The 22,990-nt window shown below is 34.3% G+C and carries 14 protein-coding genes; 6 read left to right on the top strand and 8 right to left on the bottom strand.

Features of this window, described 5'->3' with window-relative positions:
* Positions 1–4: 4 nt before the first annotated feature.
* From C1H87_RS08895 to C1H87_RS08905, 3 genes are all read right to left on the bottom strand, one after another.
* Positions 5–3,250 carry a VCBS repeat-containing protein gene (locus C1H87_RS08895; protein ID WP_233783405.1) on the bottom strand — a complete coding sequence of 1,082 codons (3,246 nt, stop codon included), beginning with the start codon at positions 3,248–3,250 and terminating at the stop codon, positions 5–7.
* Between the two features lie 186 nt (positions 3,251–3,436).
* A complete protein-coding gene (locus tag C1H87_RS08900; protein WP_102755465.1) occupies positions 3,437–4,858 on the bottom strand; it encodes a RagB/SusD family nutrient uptake outer membrane protein in 1,422 nt (473 codons plus the stop codon).
* A 28-nt stretch (positions 4,859–4,886) separates the two neighbouring features.
* Positions 4,887–7,901, bottom strand: a complete 3,015-nt coding sequence (locus C1H87_RS08905) for a SusC/RagA family TonB-linked outer membrane protein (RefSeq protein WP_102755466.1) — start codon at positions 7,899–7,901, stop codon at positions 4,887–4,889.
* A 214-nt stretch (positions 7,902–8,115) separates the two neighbouring features.
* Between C1H87_RS08905 and C1H87_RS08910 the strand changes: the two genes are divergently transcribed.
* Positions 8,116–8,991: an AraC family transcriptional regulator gene (locus C1H87_RS08910; RefSeq protein ID WP_102755467.1), complete on the top strand. Its 876-nt coding sequence runs from the start codon at positions 8,116–8,118 to the stop codon at positions 8,989–8,991.
* 408 nt (positions 8,992–9,399) lie between these two features.
* Positions 9,400–11,703, top strand: a complete 2,304-nt coding sequence (gene bglX / locus C1H87_RS08915; protein ID WP_102755468.1) for a beta-glucosidase BglX — start codon at positions 9,400–9,402, stop codon at positions 11,701–11,703.
* A 110-nt stretch (positions 11,704–11,813) separates the two neighbouring features.
* On the opposite strand, the gene C1H87_RS08920 is transcribed toward bglX, so the two are convergent.
* Entirely contained in the window at positions 11,814–13,415 is a 1,602-nt protein-coding gene (locus C1H87_RS08920) for an MFS transporter (protein WP_102755469.1), read from the bottom strand.
* Between the two features lie 266 nt (positions 13,416–13,681).
* On the opposite strand from C1H87_RS08920, the gene C1H87_RS08925 reads away from it, so the two are divergent.
* On the top strand, positions 13,682–14,797 hold the full coding sequence (locus tag C1H87_RS08925; RefSeq protein WP_102755470.1) for a helix-turn-helix domain-containing protein: 1,116 nt from the start codon (positions 13,682–13,684) through the stop codon (positions 14,795–14,797).
* Positions 14,798–14,915: 118 nt separating this feature from the next.
* The gene (locus C1H87_RS08930; protein WP_102755471.1) at positions 14,916–16,652 is read left to right on the top strand and encodes a sodium:solute symporter family transporter; all 1,737 of its coding nucleotides are present in this window, start codon (positions 14,916–14,918) and stop codon (positions 16,650–16,652) included.
* A 514-nt stretch (positions 16,653–17,166) separates the two neighbouring features.
* Here the strand turns inward: C1H87_RS08930 and C1H87_RS08940 are convergent.
* From C1H87_RS08940 to C1H87_RS23300, 4 genes are all read right to left on the bottom strand, one after another.
* Entirely contained in the window at positions 17,167–17,463 is a 297-nt protein-coding gene (locus C1H87_RS08940) for an HNH endonuclease signature motif containing protein (RefSeq protein WP_102755473.1), read from the bottom strand.
* Positions 17,464–17,675: 212 nt separating this feature from the next.
* Positions 17,676–18,344 carry a response regulator transcription factor gene (locus C1H87_RS08945; protein ID WP_102755474.1) on the bottom strand — a complete coding sequence of 223 codons (669 nt, stop codon included), beginning with the start codon at positions 18,342–18,344 and terminating at the stop codon, positions 17,676–17,678.
* 9 nt (positions 18,345–18,353) lie between these two features.
* Entirely contained in the window at positions 18,354–20,027 is a 1,674-nt protein-coding gene (locus C1H87_RS08950) for a tetratricopeptide repeat-containing sensor histidine kinase (RefSeq protein ID WP_102755475.1), read from the bottom strand.
* Positions 20,028–20,061: 34 nt separating this feature from the next.
* A complete protein-coding gene (locus C1H87_RS23300; protein WP_158655169.1) occupies positions 20,062–20,205 on the bottom strand; it encodes a hypothetical protein in 144 nt (47 codons plus the stop codon).
* A 364-nt stretch (positions 20,206–20,569) separates the two neighbouring features.
* On the opposite strand from C1H87_RS23300, the gene C1H87_RS08955 reads away from it, so the two are divergent.
* Entirely contained in the window at positions 20,570–21,292 is a 723-nt protein-coding gene (locus C1H87_RS08955) for a hypothetical protein (protein WP_102755476.1), read from the top strand.
* An 80-nt stretch (positions 21,293–21,372) separates the two neighbouring features.
* On the top strand, positions 21,373–22,929 hold the full coding sequence (locus tag C1H87_RS08960) for a sulfatase family protein (protein ID WP_102755477.1): 1,557 nt from the start codon (positions 21,373–21,375) through the stop codon (positions 22,927–22,929).
* The last annotated feature ends 61 nt before the right edge of the window (positions 22,930–22,990 follow it).

Genomic DNA, 22,990 nt, shown 5'->3' on the forward strand with positions numbered 1-22,990 from the left:
AACCCTATTTGGATTTAATTTCTATAAATTTAAGGGTGTCGTTATTATTTGATACAATAATCATTTGCTTATTACCAACCTTAATAAAGGCCAGATCTTTAACATCTTTGGGCGTATAAAACCCACTTTCTATTATAGAATAGGGTGTAAACGTTCCTTGACCGTTTCCTGCTAAAAACATACCTGTTCCGGCATCGTTTCTTGGAGTTTCTATTTCAGAGCCATATAAATTCCCAGCAGTTACGATATCCTGATGCCCATCTTTATTAAAATCCTTCACCAGTATTTGGTTTACATTAGATAATTGCACCTCATTAGGCAATTCATGCAACACAAAAGAATCTCCTCTATTTTCGATATAAGAGGTTGCAAATGTATTGACCTGATAGTGCAGGGATGCTTCTAATTCTTCTTTACCATACACATCAACCAAAGTTGCCTCAGCAAATTCGTTATAGGTTTTAAACTTTTCTTTTATTTCACCTACCTGAGAGGATGAGCATGAACGGCCTCTAACTGGGTATTTTTTGCCTTCGTTATAATAGCTTAAAACGATATCGTTCTTGTTGTTGTTATCGAAATCGTTAAAATAAATATCGAATGTCTCTCCTTCAAATGATTTATACTTATAATTAAGTCCTAGGTTTCCTGCTACGAAGTCTATGTCTCCATCGTTATCGAAATCGCCGCTAGCAACACTAAACCACCATCCGGTAGTTTTTGTCAACCCCAATTTTTCTGAAATATCACTAAAGTTTTTGCCTTCATTATTTTTAAAAACACGAATAGGCATCCACTCACCCACTACCACAATATCTTTCCAACCATCATTATCTATATCTTCAATACTTGCAGAAGTGGCTAACCCTAGTTTATTGAACTCTGGTATCAGCATGTTAGTTACATCTAAAAACTTAATCTTTTCAAATGTACTAACATTTTCTAAAATATAAGTTTTTGCCGGTGCGGGATAGTTACCCGGAACCAATCTGCCACAAACTAGCAGGTCTTGATCGCCATCTTTATCATAATCAAAATTGTAGACGCGCGATCCGCTGGTAATCATTTCGGGTAGGGCCTCTTTAGATAAGACCAAATTACCTAAGCCATCGTTTACATAGAGTCTATCTTGAAGCCATTTAGAATCTGGTTCAAATTCATTCCCTCCGCTTACGACATATAAATCCAAATCACCATCGTTATCTGCATCGAACATTAAAGATCCCATATCTTCATATTCTTTATCATCTTCCAAAGTAAAATATTGTTTATCAAATAAGCCTTGTTTATTCTGATAAAAAAGTCCTCCTGCCTGTTTTGAAGCACCGCTCACGTAAAAATCGTCTAAACCATCTTTGTTTAAATCTCCAACCGAAACATAAGGACCAAAGGTTGACGTTTTGTGAGGCAACAGTATTTCTTTTATATAATCGTCATACTCGTTTTCAACATGAACAAAAAGCGAATCCAATACATTATTTTTTGAAATAAAGAGTTTTTCTTTTTTAACTTTTCCCTCAGTTTTAGCTAATTGTGCGTCTGCATTTTTTAGTACCACCATTTTATTAACCGAGACCTGAGTAAGCGTTTGAGTTTTGCCATCTTGCCATTCCACTTTTAAAGTATCGATTATGGTTTCTTTACCCAAACCAAAATGAAGCAATGATGCCATAGAGGATATATAGCCGTGCTCCAGACTTAATTCCTGAAACTGCTTTTTACCATCTGCTATTACTGTACATTTTGCCCCAATTCCTCTGGGGTTTAATTTATTTCCGTCGAATTTAACAGTAATATAATGATTACTTTCACTATTATTATTTCTAAATATTACCGCTTTATCATCTATATTGTTTAATATAATTTCGAGGTCGCCATCATTATCTAAATCGGCATAAGCAACACCATTCGAAAATCCTTTAAATTCTAGTCCCCAGGCTTTATTCATTTTTTCGAATGTTAGGTCTCCGGAATTTTTAAAAACAAAATTATCTGTTTTTTCCGAAGGCATTCTTAAGGTATTCTTCAACCTATCATCTTCTTTCTTTTCACTAAAAGGGTTTTTATTTTTTTTAAGTGCATTAAAAAAATCGGTATTATTTATTTCTCTTCTTGTTCCGTTTGATACGTATAAATCTTTCCACCCATCATTGTTTAAATCTGCAAAAACAGGTCCCCAGCTCCAATCGGTGCTTGAGGTATTCGAAATTCTGGAAATGTTGTTAAACTGCGGTGTGTTTCCTTCACCTAAAACACCGGCATTTAATTGCAAACAATTATGCATGTATTGATAGTAAAGTCCATTGTCGTACGTATCCCAAAACACCTGAGGGTTCATACTTGCCATGTTTGCTTTAGATCGTTTATTCGTAGACGCATCCATATCGGCTTGAAAAATATCTAGAAAACCGTCATTATTAAAATCGGCGATATCGGCTCCCATACCATATAAAGCAGTGTGCTTCACTGATTGTTCAATGGTATTTTTAAAGGTTCCATCACCATTATTTATATAACAAAAATCTGCACTGGCAAAATCGTTACTTACATAAATATCTTTATAACCATCGTTATTTAAATCACTAATACTGGCACTTAACGACAGGCTATAAGATAACATTCCGGCTTCTTTGGTAACATCCTTAAATTGACCGTTACCATCGTTTCTGTACAGGTGATTTGAGTGCCTTGGAACGGCATGCCTTATATGTTGCATGAATATATAGGGCGTTGTATTAAATGGTGTAATGGGATAATTGGCCACATACAAATCCAGATCACCATCATTATCATAATCGAAAAAAGTACTTTGTGTGCTATGCCCGTTATCTGCGATACCGTATGCCTCTGCTTCTTCTTTAAATGTTAGACGACCTTCCTTATTAAGCCCCTGATTAACTAAAAGTTTATTCGGGCAATGTGGCGCTTTTCCAGATACGCTTAAATATATATCTAACCAACCGTCATTATTAATATCGACAGTTGTTGCACCTAAAAACCAATTCTCATGGGATAGTCCAGCATTTGCTTCTTTTGTAACATCATGAAAAACTAAATCTCCTTTATTTAGATATAGTTTATTCTCCACCATATTACCAGTAAAATACAAATCTTGTAAACCATCATTATTAAAATCTCCCACGGCAATACCGCCTCCCATATAGATATATGGATAATTAAAATAATTAAGTGTGTCCGATTCTGTCAATGTGTTTTGGAACTCAATTCCCGTGACATCTGATGTCAGCAAGGTAAATTGTTTTTTCTTAATATCTTTTGAACAAGAAAAAATAAAAACGAGAAGAAAAATACTCTTAAAGAATTTCATATTGAAACTAACTTTTGAGGCTTAACAAATATAAGAAATCCTGCATACGTTGTATGCAGGATTGACCAATAAATCAAATTAATATAAAAACTAAACTATGCAATGTATTTACAAATTGGTATTAACCTGCAATTCTACGCTCGGTATGGGCAATAAATAAGTATCTCCATCGAATCTTTTTAAATCTAACCATCTAGATTGTTCACCTGCTAATTCTACCCACCGTTCATGTTTTATAGCATCTAAAATTGCCTCAGTGCCGGATACATTAATAGCTGGCATATTAACAGACGGTCTTGCCCGAACTTGATTTAAGAAACCTAAAGCTACAGCTTCAGATCCTCCTGAACGTATTTCTGCTTCTGCTTGCATAAGCAATACATCTGCATAACGAATAACCCTTACGTTTATACCACTAAATGGTGTTTCTGAAGACCTATTATCATAGTTTTGATATTTTCTCCAGGCTGGATTATTATCTGGCCCGATTGTACCATCAGCAAATGTACTTTCACCATTATTATATGTATTAGTCATTGTACCATTATCACTATCATCTATTGAATAAAAAGTATATGCATAGCGTATATCTCCATCTTCGAATTCATCTAAAAGCACCTGACTTGGTTTCACATTCCACCATCCTGAATACTCCATAGCTCTAAACGTTGTTTCTGCATTTCCTCTTCCTGTTTGCTGCCATGAGTCTCCCTCTCCTGTAGATTCGTCAAAATTTACTTCAAATATAGATTCGTCGTTATGCTCAAGGTCTTTGCTTCCAGAAAAGTTATCCAAATAATTATCCATCAAAGTATAACCTGTAACTTTTTCTAAGGCATTTTTTGCACCAGCTGCATCCCCATTTTGTAACAATACTTTTCCTAATAACGCCCAAGCAGATCCTTTTGTTGGTCTACCTTTTTCTTGCACTCCTTTTGCGGGCAAGTTATCTGTTGCAAATTCCAAATCTTCAATAATAGCATTGTAAACCTCTGACGCTGGCGATTTAGGCCTACCCGACGGTAAACTCTGAGTATCCAGCACTAATGGAATATCGCCATATTTAGTCACTAAATGGAAATAAAAAAGTGCTCTTAAGAATCGTACCTCTCCTAACCTTCCCAAAGCATCATCCTCAGGTATATTCTCAAAATTTTCTTCGTTAGTAATAACAAAATTACAACGGCCTATACCTTGATAATTATGAGTCCAATGTCTCACACTTCCTTCGTTTGTCTCATTTACAACTCGAGCAATCATCTGCGCTTTATCCCCTTCCAAGTTACCTGTTGCACGATTTTCGCCCGCAATATTATCGTTAATATAGAATTGATATCTCGCATAATTACCTGTTTCTTGAAGATACGTATAGCAGGCAGTCGCCGCCGCTTCCAACTGTAAACTTGACTTAAAAAATGTAGCCTCCGACAGTTGATTAGGATTATTTAATTCTAATCCTGATTCATTGCAGGAAATTAAAATTCCAAAAATCACTGCAATGCCAGTAAAAAATATTTTAATTCTTTTCATGTTTTTTTATATTATTGATTAATATATATTAAAATGCCAATTGAACCCCAACTGTAAATGATCTTGGTTGTGGGTACACACCCCTATCTATCCCAACACCTGCCGCGGCAGATTGCTGTCCCGGAGTTACTGTAGAACTCCCACCTATTTCCGGATCGTAACCAGAATAGTCAGTAATTGTAAATAGGTTTTGCCCTGTAGCATATATTCTAAATTTAGAAAAAACACCATTTGCAACCGATGATAATGTAGATTCTGGCAGGCTATATCCAATAGTTAAGTTTCTAAGTTTAGCATAAGATCCATCTTCTATAAAACGATCTGAGCGTCTTACATTACGACCATCTTTTGCTGCTGCTGCCGAATATCCGGGCACCGTTGCATTTGTATTAGTCGGTGTCCATCTATTTAACACCGCAGTTCCTGCATTAAACAAACGTGGCATCCCTTCCAAATCATATAAATTTGTATTATATATATCATTCCCACTTACACCACTAAAGAATAGCGTAGCATCGAAATTCTTATAGTTAGCCGATAAGTTTAAACCATAAGTTAGTTCTGGAAAAGGGTTTCCTATTTTTAATTCATCATTACCATCAATTACCCCATCATTGTTTTGATCTACATAACGTATATCACCTGGTATGGCAACAGATTGTGCACTCCTATCGTCTCCTTCCTGAAACAACCCATCTGTTTGAAGTCCATAAAAGTAGAATAACGATTCCCCTTCTGTAATTCTAGATAATGTTTCGTTTTCAAAAGTAGAGCTTTGTATAAACGACAGATCTCCTAAATCTGTAGCTTCATTTTTAGATGTACCAAGGTTTAAGTTAGCAGACCAACTAAAATCTCCTCCTTTATCATGGTTGTAACCAACATTAAACTCAAATCCTTTAGTTTTTGTTGATGCCCCATTACGTTGAGTAAAACCAGCACCTAAACCTTCTGAAGGCACATTAGGGATAGGCACAATAACGTCTTCTACATCGTTATTGTAATATTCGAAAGATAAGGTAAATGCATTGTTAAAAAGTCCCAAATCCAAACCAATATTAGTCATAGTTGCTTCTTCCCATTTTAAATCTGGATTTGCAGTACCAAAATTGGAAGTTCCAACATTATTATTTAAACCTATATATCCATAAGTAGCCAATAATCCCGATTCGTAAACATAATCTACAGATCCATCATTACCAGTTGTACCCCAAGACCCTCTAAGTTTCATACTACTAATGGATTTTGAATCTTTTAAGAAATCTTCTTCACTTATTACCCATCCTAAAGAAACGGCTGGGAATGTTCCCCATCTGTTATTTGATCCAAAACGAGAAGACCCATCACGACGAATAGATGCCGAAATTAAATATTTGCTATTATAATTGTAATTAAGCCTTCCTACATAAGAAATTAAACCATATTCAAAAAGTTGGTTCGTAACCTGTCCGTTCCCTTGAATTACAGGTACCGCATCACTTAAAGGATTTGAGGCCTGAGATCGGTTATTCCTAGTATTAGTTTCAAACTTTTCTGCCACTAATAATAAATCTAAATTATGAACATCATTAAAAACTTTGGAATAGGTTAACGAGCTGGTATAAGTGTCTGAACTGAAAACATTAGCCCTTTGATCAAGTATCGCAGCATCTCGTTTATTCACCCCTTCATTAAACCTAGGGCGGTGAATATTTGTTGATGCCGATGTTCTTTCAAAACCGTATTGAAATTTATACTCTAAACCATCAATAAACTCGTAAGACGCATAGAGCGATCCTAATATTTTAACAACATCGGTTACATTATTACCTATGGTTTGAAGCCTAACCGGATTTTCTGCATCCGATCCACCATCTGAACCATCCGGCCCACCGAAACCGCCCAGATTGTTCGAATCATAAGCTGGGGTATAAGGTAACGACTTGATCATATGCTCCACTAATGTCCTATCTCCATTCTGCTCCTCATTTTTCATTTCTGAATCTGCAATAGCCAGAGTTTCTCCTATTTTAAACTTATTACCCAATTTGAATTCACTATTTGCCCTTAGAGACGATCTGTTAAATCCTGTATTAATAATAATACCTTCTTGATCTATAAACCCTGCAGATATATTAAATATAGCCGCATCACTTCCTCCAGAAACACCTACATTCGTATTATAAACAAATGCTGACTGAAATACTTCGTCTTGCCAGTCGGTATTGAGTGTTGTAGACGCTTCATTTTCGGTATATCTGTTAGGCAAACCGAATGTCTCAGAGGCATATTGCCTAAACTGCTCTGAGTTAAGCAAGTCCAATGTTTTTGGAATACTTTGAGTAGATACATATGAATCTAAAGTAACTCTGGTTTTTCCTGATTTCCCTTTTTTAGTTGTTATAATTACAACACCATTAGAAGCTCTAGACCCATATATAGCAGCTGTTGATGCATCTTTTAACACATCGATAGTTTCTATATCATTGGGGTTAATTTCATTAATACTTCCGGAAACAATACCATCTATAACATATAATGGTTGACTATTACCAAAAGTTCCCAAACCACGAATTTGAACTTGGGGAGCAGTCCCCGGAGATCCTCCGTTAATTATCGTAACACCTGGCGCTTGACCCTGTAGGGCTTGGTCTGCAGATATTACTGGTGTTCTGTTAATATCCTCCGATTTCACCGAAGAAATAGCACCGGTTACTAAACGCCTCGACGTTTTTCCGTAACCTACCACGACAATTTCACTTAATGCACTAGTGTCTTCAACTAGAACAACATTGATTTCAGATCTTCCATCAACAGGAACTTCAAGTGTTTCGTAACCAACATAGCTAAAAACCAATATAGCGTTTGTATCTACATTAGTAAGACTATACTTTCCATCAAAATCGGATCCTGCTCCATTAGTAGTTCCTTTTACTATAACATTAGCACCAGGTAAAGGACCATTTGAATCAGAAATAGTACCAGTCACATTTTGAGAATACATAGATATGCTCAAAATAAAAATCACTAAAAAAAGCAATTTTTTAAATAATTTTTTTTTCATAAATCATTGTAAATTAGTATATTAAAAAATAATTTTTAATAGTTTCATTAAATAAGGTAGATTTGTAATGAGCAAAAATCATTATCCGATATTATTTAATGATTAGTTAATATTTAGTTTGCAACACAAATTTAACATCAAAATAAGCATATATATAATATGATTTTATCAAATAATAGTATATATTTCTCACAATACCTTAAATACATTTCATATGCTGGATAATATACACAGAGAAATAACCCAACTCACGCCAGAGGATAGTTTTTTAGTTTTCGATCGGGTAAAAGACGACTTCGACTTCCCCATCCACTTTCATCCCGAGTATGAATTGAACTTTATACAAAACGGCAAAGGCGTTAGGAGGATTGTTGGCGATAATATTGAAGAAATAGACGACATTGAACTTGTTTTTGTTGGATCGAACGTAGTCCACGCATGGGAACTACATAAATGCCAATGCAAACAAATTCATGAAATCACCATACACATAAATTACGATTTACTTGACGAAAAACTGTTAGCACGAAATATATTCAAGCCCATAAAGGACATGTTTGAGAAATCTGCCCATGGCATTCTTTTCTCAAGAAAGGTTTCAAAAGAAATGGCGCCAAGGCTTATAAAGCTTAGCAAAACAGATGGTATAGACTACTATTTAGAGTTTATATCTATATTATACGACTTGGCAAACTCAAGAAATCAGCGCATGCTGTCCAATTTCACAACACAAAAGAGAAGTTTTGAAAATAGTTCGAAAATAAAAAAGGTTTACGACTACATTCAAAATAATTTTGACAAAAAAATATCACTGGACGAAATATCAACCCTAGTAAATATGACTCCAGTCTCCTTTAATAGGTTTATAAAAAAGCGAACAGGGAAAACTTTTGTGGTTTACGTTAACAGTACCCGTATAAGCCACGCTAGCAAACTACTACTGGAAACAGATTTAAGTATTGCTGAAATAAGTTTTAAATGCGGATTTAACAATATAGCCAACTTTAATCGTATCTTTAAAAAAGAGAAAAAGGCTACGCCTAGTGAATACAGAGAGAATTTTAATGCATGTATAAAACGTGTTCTATAGCATTTTTCCTTCTTTCTCATTACTCATCTAAACACCCTATCCTTCTTATACTTCACCTATTTCTATTAAAAATAGTATCATCAATTGACTATTTAGGGCAACTAAATACGTATCAATACATATATTTTTGTATAACATATTCAGAAAAAGAATTGTTTCCGTTTAAATTTTAAAAAAGAATTAAACCAATTAAGCTTATATACCAGGTGTTTGCACAAGGTTTTATGTCCAAAGCCATAATGTGCTCCAACAGAATAAAAAATATCAAAATGCAATACATTTTTAATATGTAAATGAAAAAATAGTATCATAAAATTTTAAAATAGTACATTTTTCTATCGACATTCTAGATTCTGACAAAACATAAACACCTGTATATAATCACGTTAAACAGAAACATCATTATACATGAATATCAAATTTAAATTCATTACATATATAATAGTAACAATAACGTTTATGGCTTGTACCGATAATCAAAATGAAGACACGATAATCTACTCTAAGATAGATCCAATCAATAAAAAAGTAGATTCTCTTATTAAAATAATGACGCTAAGAGAAAAAATTGGTCAAATGAATCAGTATAACGGGTTTTGGGATGTTACCGGACCTGTTCCCAATGAGGGTGATGCAGAAGAGAAATACGAACACTTAAAAAATGGACTTGTAGGCTCCATGCTTTCCGTAAGAGGTACCAAAGCTGTTAAAGCTGTACAAAAAATTGCTGTTGAGGAATCCAGATTAGGTATTCCCTTAATTATAGGCTTTGATGTTATTCATGGTTACAAAACATTAAGTCCCATACCTTTAGCCGAAGCTGCCAGCTGGGATTTAGAAGCTATAGAAAAATCCGCACAAGTTGCTGCTGCCGAGGCTTCTGCTGCTGGTATAAACTGGACATTTGCTCCAATGGTAGACATCTCCAGAGACCCTAGATGGGGTCGTGTTATGGAAGGAGCCGGAGAAGACCCTTTTTTAGGCAGTAAAATTGCAACAGCCAGAGTTAATGGGTTTCAAGGCGACGACCTATCTAAACCAAACACCATAGCTGCATGTGCCAAACACTTTGCTGCTTACGGATTTTCTGAAGCCGGAAAAGAATACAATACAGTAGATATAGGAAGTTCAACATTACACAACATGGCCCTTCCTCCGTTTAAGGCAGCCGTAGATGCTAATGTAAAAACCTTTATGAATGCGTTTAATGAATACAATGGTGTACCTGCTACTGGCAACAAATACTTATTAAGGGATATTTTAAAGAAGAAATGGGATTTTAAGGGTTTTGTGATTTCAGATTGGGCCTCTATTAAAGAGCTTGTCGTTTGGGGCTATGCGCAAGACAATAAAGATGCAGCTAAAATGGCAGCAATTGCGGGTTCCGATATGGATATGGAATCACACATTTACGTCCATGAATTAGAACAACTTGTAAAAGATGGCGTTATTGAAGAAAGTATTATTGACGATGCCGTTAGAAGAATCTTAACGGTAAAATTTGAATTAGGCTTATTTGACGACCCATACAGATATTGCGACGAAACCAGAGAAAAAGAAGTGGTGAACAGTCCAAAACACTTGGATGCTGTTCTCGATATAGCGAAAAAATCTATCGTTCTACTTAAAAACGAAAACAATTTACTGCCATTAAAAAAAGAAGGTCAAAATATTGCTTTAATTGGTGCTTTAGCTAATGAAAAAAACAGCCCGTTAGGCAGCTGGAGAATTGCGTCTAAAGACAATACTGGAGTATCTGTATTAGAAGGGATGCAGGAATACAAGGGCAATGATCTGGTTTATAAAAAAGGTACAGACGTAACTGTTGGCCCTACACAATTCGTAAATGAAATTGAAATAAACACCGCCGACAAAAGCGAATTCAAAGACGCCATTAATGCTGCTAAAGCTGCCGATGTGGTCGTTATGGTTTTGGGCGAACATGGTTTTCAAAGTGGAGAAGCCAGAAGTAGAACCGATATAAACCTACCCGGTGTACAACAAGAATTATTAGAGGAAGTTTACAAAGTAAATAAAAACATCGTTCTAGTATTAAACAACGGACGCCCTTTAACAATTAACTGGGCAGACGAACATATTCCAGCTATTGTTGAAGCATGGCAACTCGGCACACAAGCCGGACATGCGATAGCACAAGTACTTTACGGAGATTATAACCCAAGCGGAAAACTACCTATGACTTTCCCAAGAAATATTGGTCAAATACCCATATACTATAATTACAAAAACACAGGAAGACCTGCTAGCGACAAGAACAACCCTAGTTTAGTTTTCTGGTCTCATTATAGTGATGTGGAAAACACACCTTTATATCCATTTGGTCACGGATTAAGCTACACGACTTTTAAATATGAAAATTTAGCACTTAACAAAGCCATTTTTAATAGTGATGAGGACATCAATATATCTGTAGAGGTGTCAAACACTGGAAAAGTAACAGGCAAAGAAGTTGTGCAACTTTACATAAGAGACCTTGTTGCTAGTGTAACACGCCCTGTAAAGGAATTAAAAGGATTTGAATTGATAAAGCTAGCCCCCGGAGAAACTAAAACAGTCAATTTTGTTTTAAACAAAGAAACTTTAGGGTTTTATAGTAATGAGGGCAATTTTATTATCGAACCCGGAACGTTCCAGATTTTCGTTGGAGGAAGTTCTTATACCATATTAGACACCCGTTTTGAATTAAAATAGCATTTTTATTACTGTGAGAGGGTAAAAAAGAGGTCCAAAAAAGTTAATACAACAACTTTTAAAGACCTCTTTTAATTTTAAATCTACTACCTTCTTCTTATTGAATTTATCTATTCTGACTGCCTTCTTGTATTCAATTCTAAAGTTATTTCACTCATCTTCTTTTGATTTAACGGGTAAAACATCATTAGCCCAGCTGCTATTATCGTAATAATAGCGGGTATCCAACTCATCAACATAACCATACCTGGAATAGCATCTTTAATTGTGGAAGAATCCAATCCATTATATCCAAATAACGCAAGTACCTGCATAACAATAAACCCAGCAATACCTCCACCAAACTTAGTCGCAAAAGATCCAGCAGAATAAATAAGACCAGTAGCTCTTCTCCCGTTCTTCCATTCTGAAAAATCTGCCGAATCTCCGAGCATGACAAAGAATAACGTTGGCAATACAGCAGAAGCAAATTCAGATATAATACCAATAGTAAAAATAGCTCCTATGTTTTCTGGATTACAAAAAACCAATAAAGCATTGACTAAACCCGAGAAAACTAGCGCATAAATAAATAAATTTCTCTTACCTATTTTTTTGCTTAATGAAGCCGTAATAAATGCCCCTCCGATAGATGCCAGCATCAATCCTACCAAATATGATGCGGAAAGTAATTGATTATTTAGATAATAGGTAAAATAATAAATAACAACCCCTTGTTTTATAGAGTTATATATATTGAATAATAGTCCAATAGCCAATAAAATAATCCAAGGTCTATTAGAAATTAAATCTTTTAGATCCTGTTTGAGATTAGTTTTTTGATTTTTAGGAGGCAAAACCCGTTCTTTTGTAGAAAAGAAAGTAACTAACATTAACAAGACAAGTAGCGCAGACATAACATACATAGATTTACTATACCCTTTTTTCTGGTCTACAATATTTATGTCATCGTTCGATAGTTCTTTTTCACCAGCAACTACAAATGAATAGGTTTTTCCTTTTTCCATTGTAAAGCTCTTCCTATTTGTAGGCTCATTTTCATCTTCCCCCTCCTCTAAATCACTCCAAACAAATGTGGCAACACCATGATTTGTTTTTATATTTGCATGCTCTACATTTTTAGATGCCAACACTTCTACCTTAAATACATCCTCTTCCAATTTAGAAACTTCTATATCTGGATCTACATCTCCATAATGAGCAACTAAAAAAAGTAACGCACCTTGTACCAACATACCTCCTGCAAAAGCCCCAACCATTCTAAAAGACCCAATACTTGTTCTTTCTTCATCATTACCTGTCATCACACCCATGAGAGCCCCATAAGGAATGTTATTTGCCGTGTATATCAACGTAAAAAGAATATAGGTAATGTATGCATAGACAATTTTACCATTTGCTCCTAATTCTGGACTTGTAAACAACAAAGTAAGAATAACTCCTAACGGAATGGCAGTCCATAAAATCCAAGGACGAAATTTACCATATTTGGAATCAGTACGATCTCCAATAACTCCCATTAGAACATCACTAATACCGTCACTAAATCTAGAAACCAAAATCAAAAACCCCACTGTTACTGGACTTAATCCAAAAACATCGGTATAAAAAATAAACAAAAAAGTTGCTACACCCCTCCAGGCTATATTTGCTGCTCCATCTCCTAAAGCATATCCTACTTTCTCAATTACTGGGACTTTACCTTTTATCATAAAAATCGATTGTATAGTTTATTATTAAAGCTCAACAGACTTGTCAACTTGTTTTTGTCAATTAAGAGTAGGTTAAATTAGCTATTTAGCAGCTTGAATTTAAATACTTTTTCTATCAAATCCGATATTATTCTTGCATTTAACTTAACAAAAAGCACATTTTGTACTACAAACTCGTAAATATGCGCAACACAGGGTTTCCTATTCTTTTTCAGATTAAATAATTATGTTAAATTCAACACTTAATTGTAAACTTTAACCCCATAATGATCCCTTTCTTATTAGAAATATTAAAGCATTATCATATTTTCGGGCTGCTCAATTTATTTCTTTTATATATTTTACTTCTCTCGTACTCCGACAAAAAATTAACGCTTTGGTACAGCACGTTTGTACTATCTATTGTATTGGATTTGTTCAACTATATAGGTTTGTTTAGCTTGTTTTTCTATTCACCAAATTTTACATTAGCCTACCTCCCATGGTCGGCTTTTACACCAATAGCACTCTACAAACTAACCCTGGTTTCTTATAACATAAAAACGACGTTTCATAAGAAAGTTTTTCAACTATTACTTTTTTCCTTCTGTGTTATTTTTTGTTACTTTTTTATAAAATCGTATTACATCCTATTAGGGGACTTAAGCCTAAGAGACCTCTATTTTCTTACCGAAAATGCTTTTGCTCATATAGAGTATTGGATAGTAAAAACGGCTATAATCACCTTTCAAATTATAGGTTTAGCACTCATTTATTCTATTGTAAAAAGTCAATCTGCAAAACCCAGCCGAGACATCAACTATTTATTTATCATGCTTGGTATTATGGCTTCTTTGTTTATTGTAGAATTTGTTCAGGATATATACACACATCCCAATACCATCTTATCATCACCAAACAACTTATACTTAACCATTGTTACTACATTTGGATTAATAATTGCCTATCGGAAAATTATTGGTATAGACTCTGCTAAACGAAAAAACAACCAAACATTATCCAACAGTAAAACATACGAACTGGATTTTGAGCGCCTTAAGAACATTGAAGCAAAAATGCTTTCTGCAATGGAAGAAAAACAATTGTATAAAAACAAAAAATTGCAGTTAAAAGACTTGAGCAAAGCAGTATCAACTTCAGAAAATCAAGTTTCAGAAGTTTTAGCAAAGCAGCTTCAAACCAATTATTATGATTTTATAAACAAGTACAGGGTTGCCGAAGTTAAAAGGTTAATGAATTCTGAAAAACACAAAGACTACAAACTCATGGCCATAGCCATGGAAGCAGGTTTTAACTCTAAAACCACTTTTAATTCTGCATTTAAAAAAAGTACTGGACTAACTCCTTCTGAGTATAAAAAAAGTATTTCTGCACAAAATTAACGCGTACGGCTAAGCTAAAACGAACGTCTTTTTTATTGAACTGTACCTCTACAAGCCATTTGGTTCTCTAATTTGAAGCTGACCTTTATAATTTTGAGGCAAGACCAATTAGTAAATTATGTTTTTATCAAGTTTAGACCTTATTGTATTATTCGTTTATCTGTTTGGAATTATTGGATATGGCTTATGGATGTCTAGAGCCAAACACAAGAAGGCTTCAGATTATTTTTTAGCCAGCAAATCATTACCATGGTGGATTGTTGGTGGCTCTCTGATTGCCTCTAATATTTCTGCCGAACAAATTCTGGGAACCAACGGTTCTGGCTATGCTATTGGGTTGGCTATTGGAGGCTACGAACTTATGTCTGCCTTAACCTTAATTCTAGTAGCAAAATACCTCTTACCCATTTTTCTTGAAAAAAAGATTTACTCCATTCCTCAATTTCTAAAAAATAGATTTGATAATCGTGTTCGTATTTGTTTTAGCTTTATTCTTATCATTCTTTACATTTTTGTTAATATATCTTCCATTTTTTATTTGGGTGGTTTAGCTATAGAAAACCTAACAGGGCTTCCCATTCTTATTGGCGTTCTTGGTTTGGTTATATATTCTGCTTCCTTTTCGATTTTTGGTGGTCTGAAGGCTGTTGTTTGGACAGATGTTATACAAGCTGTGGTTTTATTAGTTGGCGGGTTAATTGCTGCTGGCGCTGCTCTTTATACACTTGGCGATGGTAGCCTACTAAACGGCGTAACCAATTTATACAGATTCGCCCCAGAAAGATTTGATATGATTTTAGATAAAGGACATAAGTATTTTAATGATGTACCTGGTATTAGTGTTTTGGTTGGTGGTATGTGGATTACTAACATTTATTATTGGGGAGGGAATCAGTTTATTATTCAACGCGCCTTAGCTGCAAAGAATATAAAACAAGCTCAAAAGGGTGTCGCTTCTGCTGCCTTATTAAAAATATTAATGCCAGTTATAGCTGTAATACCCGGAATGGCTGCTTATGCCCTACAAGCCGATATAGGAAAACCGGATGAAGCATTTCCATGGGTACTTAGTCAACTAGTGCCTATAGGAATTAAAGGGTTGGTTTTTGCGGCGTTGGTCGCGGCAATTGGTAGTTCTATTAGCTCTTTAGTAAATAGCGTATCGACTATTGCCACCCTCGACATATACAAACCTATTTTTAAAAAGAATGCTACCGAAACGCATTTGGTGAAAGTTGGTAAAATAACCGCTGCTGCGGCACTATTAGTTGGCATGTTAGTCGCTCCTCTTTTAGGTATGTTAGAGCTCGACCAAGCCTTTCAATTTATTCAGGAATTTACAGGCTTCATAAGCCCTGGTGCCTTTGTTGCTATTATTTTTGGTATGTTCTGGAAACGAACAAGTGCTAAGGCCGCTCTATGGGTTGCCTTACTTTGCATACCGCTTTCCATAGGGTTATTTATAATGGGAGACATACCCTTTTTCTACCGAATGACCATTTCATTCGTAGTACTGTCTACCTTGATAGTGACTTTATCCTATTTAGATCCAACGCACAGCGTTGATAGAAAAGTAGATTTAAGACCTGCTTACGTAATTCTTGGAGCTATGCTAATTATTTCTATACCGTTTATCATTAGAATTTTCACTGAAGACATCCTACTTCCAATATGGATAGGCGCTCTGTTTTTATTTATGAATGGTACATGCCTATATTTTATTTTTACAAACAAAGCGAATAACAGAAAGGCAATATTCTTAAGTCAAAGAATTTTTAAAACCGATATATCTTTTAATATTATGGCATACGTAATCATTGTTATACTTGCTTGTATCTACGGATTTTTGTGGTAGTAGAGAGAAACAACTTAAAGATGACAGTATATTTTAACTTTTTAAATCTATTTAATACTGGTAATACCTACCATTAACATTTTTGGCTCTGCATTTACAATGTGAGCCAGATTTAGTTTTTTCGGTACATTGGATGACCGTAGATTATCTTGTAGAACGACTTTTATCACCATCTGTTAAAGAACTTATTGTCGATGGTCTGTTTTTATATTATCTCCTTTTGGCTTACAAACCAAATAAGGGATATAACCAAATCTTTTGGCTTTTTCTGAAGTAATTTCCCTTTTGGAATATTTGAGATACCTTCAGTTTTTTATGATATTTGGTTCCTGTTTTAGTAACATAAACCGTTTGAGATGAAGCAGCATAACTAAACGTTAGGAAAAGAACAAAACATGCTATTTTGAAAGCTTTTACAATTCTGTTCGTTTTATTTATCCCCTTTTCATTCTTAAATTTCAATTAGAGTTAAAAACTTACAGCCCCCTGTAGCCCCTATCTTAAAATTGAAAATTCATTTAAGAACTTCTATCTCATCTAGTTTACCAACCATATTATTTTTCCAGTGAAGTGGTTGTAAATTATCAATATTGTCGGCTCCTCCATTTAGCACTGGATTTATATGGTTAATCTCCCATCCATATGAAGAATCTCTATCACCATAATTTCCCCACTTTATTCGTCTTCCAAACTCATCATTTCTCCAAACATCTCCATCTAGTCCTGAAATGATTTTCCCTTTTTTCCAAACCTCCACTTTTTGAAATTCACTCCACTTTTCACCAATCCTATTCGTGTTTATTTTTCTCATTAAATTCTAAATCTTAAAATTAGTAATGAACAAAATCAAAACACTCCTAAAATCAATCAACCCCCCAATATACGCACGATAGCAACAAAAACACGTTCTAACCCATGTCAATCATCACTCATAATACTCGTTAATAGCATTCCAAAACTAACACTATTAAACAATAGTTTTATGCGGTAAACCGTAAATACGAAAAAAAAAAATTTAATGATTTAAATTAAGCCTCTATCAATGGCAATGGCCACTAATTGTTCGGATGTATTTGCATCAAAAAGAACTTTAAGCTTATTAATACGTTTTTCAATACTCCTTAAACTTCGCGCAGGCAAATCTTTTTCTTTAAAATATGAAGCAATCTGGATTCTTTTCAATCCCTTTGCCAGCAATTGTAAAATTAATTCATCATACATATCCGTTTGAGATATATCATCTGCACTTCTAATTAATTGAGCCAGATTTTGCGAGTAATAAATTTCATCTCTTAATACGGCTTGAACCGCTTTTACCATTTCTTTAGATTCTTCTCGTCCTTTCTCAACATAGGCATCTACTTTAGAAAACTCTATTAAATTTTTTATTTTACCAATGCGATGTTCTACAGAGAATACAATAATCTTTAATTCGGGTTGCACGTTCATTACAGCTTCTATCAGTTCTTGTCCGGATGTTAATGTTCTATCTCTATGATCTTCCTTAAAAGATAAATCTGTTATTAAAAGCTCTATTGGGCTTTCTGTATTTAGAGCTGCTTTAATTTTCAGGAGTGCATCATCACAATACTGCGCGGTTGCTATTTCCTTAATATTTAAATCCTTAAGTATATTTTCCAGACCTTTATGGATTGAATTTTGGTCTTCTGCTATTAAAACCTTTTGAAACATAATGAAACTTTAACTATTAAACTTTATCACAGCCCTAAAGCCGTTTCCTTTTGAGGTTATAAAACTAAAACTTCCTCCTATATTATTAATGCGGGATTCCACATTTAGCAGTCCATTTAATTTAACATCCTCTATTGAAACACCAATCCCATCATCTGAATAAATAATCTCTTTTTTACGACGATTTTCCTTAAACACTAAACTCACTACTTTGGCTTCACTATGCTTTTTCATATTAACCAATAATTCCTGGACACTTCTAAAAACAGCCACCTTTTTATGATCGGAAACTTCAGACCAATTAATCGTGTTTATATTATTGGTAATAATTTTTGTTCCTTTTCTTTTATGTTGAATTAATAAATACCCAAGGCTTTTGGTGAAATTAGCTAAATCAATACTAGCTGTTTGAGTTGATATATCTCGTGTTCGCAAATAAATATCTTCTAAGATATCTAATAGTTCCGTTTTTTTGTTTGTTGTAATTTCTATGTCGTTTTCAACAAAACTCATGAGGCTCGACACATCATTTGCAACCTCATCATGAACCTTTTTAGACATTCGTGTTTCTGCCCTATACACTTTCTTTATATTCTCCTTTTTATGTCGGGATCTTAAAATGAAAAACAGAAATGTTGATATCAATAAAATAAAACCTGCTATAGACAGATAAAGAATTTTTAAACCTTTTTCCTTTTCTCTTGCAAGCTCATTCTCTTTCGCTATTTTTTCCTTTTCGGTATAATCATACTTCATCTTAGCATACTTATTCTCTTGCGTTTGCTTTGCCAAGGCTACACTATCAATAATCTTTACATATTCAACAATATTGCTATCTTGATTTAAATCTATAAGACACGATAAGGCATCTCTTATGAATGACGGACTATTAATGGTCTTTGCTACTTCATAACCTTTACGCGCATAATACGTGGCATTTTCTAAATCGTCCCGGTCTTTATAAACTTCAACCAAATGCTTATAACTGGAATAAATTCCCGCATTATCATTTATAGCTATTCTCTGACTCAAAGCGGTCATTATTTTTTCTAACCCCTTTGGTTTATTGAGTTTTGTTTGAACAAACCCTAAATTATCTAAAGCCCTCAAAAGTTGTTTTTTGTCATCTTCTGAAAGGCTATTCTTATAGACCTTTAAGAACTCTTTTTCAGCCAATTCATATCTATGCTGTCGAATGTATACTAAGGCCTTATTGTTCTGGATGATATTAATACTACTTTTAAGCTTAGCTATCTTTAGGCCTTCATCAAAATACTTTATGGCTTCTTTATAATCCAACAACGCCAAGTAAATTCGCCCTAACTGGTTATACAAACCGATTTTATTATTTATAACATCTTCAGAACTTTCTATAGTATCCAACAACTTTAATGCCTCTACAACCGAAATTTCGGCCCCAAAGTAATCTCCTAACTCATTCTGTATTATTGCTATTTGTCTTAAATGATAAATTGCAGATTCAGTATCGTTTAATTCAATACTTTCATTTTTTTTACGCTCAAAAAAGACATAGGCCTTTATAAGGCTTGAATCTGTCTCAGGGTTATTAGCCATATTGTGATAGTAGTCTATACTATCTAATTGCCTGCTGTTAAACACCTTAGATCCAAACCCATTTTTAACAACACAAAAAAAGAGGAATGATAATATGGCATATTTCATTCCTCTAATGTAATAACTAATTTTTATTTAGCAATCATTTTTTGACTTTAGACGGCGGAATATTCCCACCATCTCCACAACATTCAGACACCTCATTTTCATTTTCATTTTGCGGTGTACATGATGTAAGATTAGCTCCAATTAAAAGAAATACAAATACGTATAATATGGTTTTCATAATTTAAAATTTTGCAAAGGGGTTCTTGTCCGGGTTTCCACCCAGATAGTTTTGTTTACAGCCCCCTTAAGGGTTATTAATTCTTGTTTTATGGGAAGTAGAAAATGTATAGTGATAAATAATGATTACTTCCCAATGCAATCATTCGTTTAGCACTTTACGGTTTTCCGCACAATTCAATTTTTCACATTCATTATGTTAGCACGACATAACTTGAATCGATTCTGAAGCGAATTACGCGAGGTTATCAAAAACAATTATTGACACACTATTGTCAACTTTTTGACATCTTTTTGACACAGAAACCAAATAAAAAATAAAACATTGAATTACAATACATTAACCCTCTTAAAAGAACATAATAGTGGAAATAGAAAAAGACGAATTAATTCAGGAATTAATTGAATTGGTATTTGTAAAAGCCATAAAGGCATCAAAAAAAACGAAAGCATATGGAATTTCAAGATACCTCGAAGACGTATTAAACGAAAAAATTAAAGAAAGAACTCTCACCAGATATTATGATGGTTATATTTTAGACAAAAAAAGCGAACGAAGAACTCCCAGTGAACACAATCTAAACATTTTAAGTCAATATTTAGGATACGAAAATTACAGAAAATTCCAACAGAGCCGTGAATACGAAATAGTAAAGAATGAACTAAGAAAAGAAATTATAAGTATTAATAACAAGCTAAATAAAATAAAAAGAATAAGCTTATTTGTTTGCTTATTTTTATTAACCATATCATTATTATATATTTCAAAATATTATAAAAAGGATTGTATGGTATGGGTTGGTGATCATTATGAAAAAGTAAGATGTTCCAACTTAGTTAACGAAAGAGAATTAGACGAGTTTGTATTAAGAGAATACAAGAAGGTATATGTTGTTAAAGACTACGTCTTATATAAAAACACAGAACCAACTATTCTTTATACTGGACATAACAATAGTGCTGATTTTTTTACAAGTGATGATATTCATCCAATATTTAGAGGCGTATATACTAATCCTATTATAAAAAACCCTATTCGCCCTAAACAAAAACTGCTTGGCTTTATTAAAATCAACTCCAGCGAATAATAAGTTTAAATAAGTCTATTGAAGATTAGAAACAACCTTTTTCGTACTTTTAACTTGATTTTAAATTATCGTAAACTTCAATGAAAAACATATTAAACCCGCTTATTTGGGTAATGCTAATCGTATTTTTTGGATGTCAATCAAAAAAGAAAGAAAACTCTAAACCTGTAGTCGAAAAGGATCTACCTAATATTGTTATAATATACTTGGATGATCTAGGCTATGGCGACCTAAGTGCTTATGGGGCCACCGAGCTAACCACACCAAACATTGATGCTTTGGCAGATGGCGGTGTTCGCTTTACAGATGCTTATGCATCTTCCGCAACATGTACACCAAGCAGATATGCGTTATTAACAGGAATGTATCCTTGGCGCAATAAAAAAGCAAAAATTTTACCGGGAACAGCTCCTTTATTAATTAGCACAGAACAACAAACCTTACCAAAATTACTCAAGAAAAAAGGCTACCATACAGGAATTGTTGGTAAATGGCATCTTGGATTGGGTACAGGAGTTGTAGATTGGAACCAAAGCGTTTCGCCTGGTCCTAATGAAGTAGGCTTTGATGAATCGTATATTCTTGCTGCGACTCAAGATAGAGTTCCAACCGTTTATATCGATAATGGAAATGTTGTTGGCCTAAACCCTAACGACCCTATTGAAGTAGATTACGATAAGAACTTTGAAGGAGAACCAACTGCAATTAGCAACCCGGAAATGGTTACAATGAAATGGCACCATGGACACAACAACAGTATTGTAAATGGCATTCCACGAATTGGTTATATGAAGGGTGGAAATGATGCTAAATGGAGTGATATTGATATGGCGGATCACTTTTTAGGAAAAGCCCAAGCTTATGTAAAGGAACATAAGAACAAGCCTTTCTTTTTATATTATGCCATGCAGCAACCGCATGTACCACGTACGCCGCACCCACGTTTTGTTGGAAAATCCGGTTTAGGGCCTAGGGGTGATGTGATTTTAGAAGCAGATTGGTGTATTGGGGAATTTATGAAAACCCTAGAAACAGAAGGTGTATTGGAAAACACACTAGTAATCTTTTCTAGCGATAACGGTCCTGTTTTAAATGATGGATATTATGATGATGCTGTTGAAAAAAATGGCTCCCACACCCCTTCTGGAAAATTAAGAGGAGGTAAATACAGCTTGTTTGAAGCTGGAACGCGTATGCCATTTATTACATACTGGAAAGGTTCAATAAAACCAGGGATTTCTAATGCTTTGGTTTGTCAGATGGATTTATTGGCTTCAATTGCAAAATTGATAGGGACTCAAGACAACACAACAGATAGCAAAGAACTACTCGATGTCTTCTTAGGGAAAAGCCAAGACGGCAGACACGATTTAGTTTTAGAAGCAACCAGTAGAACAGCCTTAAGAAGTGGCGATTGGTTAATGATTCCTCCCTATGACGGAAAGACTATAGAAGAACGGGTTAATATTGAATTGGGGAATTCGCAAGAATTCCAATTATATAATCTAAAAGAAGATATTGGGCAAACGACCAATCTGGCTGAAACTAACCCTGAAAAACTTAAGGAAATGATTGAAAAGTTTGAAATATTGAGAGGGAAAGATTACAATAAAACGGAGCGGTTAGAACTCAAATAATTAATTAACAAACAGCATAAACTAAATATCAAAGCATTACAAGACATATCAGGTTTTGAAA

Source organism: Flavivirga eckloniae, assembly GCF_002886045.1.
In the GTDB taxonomy this organism is placed as follows: Bacteria; Bacteroidota; Bacteroidia; order Flavobacteriales; family Flavobacteriaceae; genus Flavivirga; species Flavivirga eckloniae.